The sequence below is a fragment of the Mesorhizobium sp. GbtcB19 genome, from assembly GCF_019091085.1.
GTDB lineage: Bacteria > Pseudomonadota > Alphaproteobacteria > Rhizobiales > Rhizobiaceae > Mesorhizobium.
On record NZ_JAGXJY010000388.1, the window covers coordinates 1 to 247 of the forward strand.

At 72.1% G+C, this 247-nt stretch carries 1 pseudogene; it reads right to left on the bottom strand.

Annotated elements, in window-relative coordinates:
- Positions 1-247, bottom strand: a pseudogene (locus KVT37_RS32550) (hypothetical protein); the annotation flags it as partial.

Genomic DNA, 247 nt, shown 5'->3' on the forward strand with positions numbered 1-247 from the left:
GGACCCCCCCGCCTCCCAGGACCTTGGGAGGCGCGCCATCCACCCCGCCAGGTTGGCCGCCCTGTGCCGAGGCAGCCTGAACTTCTGATGCCCGACCGCCTGTGGCTTGGCTTCGGCGATGAGGTAGCGAAGGGCAACGGCGATGATGGCGAAGGCGACCACGGGCACCGCGGCGGCATGGGGCAGAAAGCCGTAGGTCTGGGTCGAATAGCCGCCGAGCCCGGCGCCGGCGAGGGCCCCAGGGCTC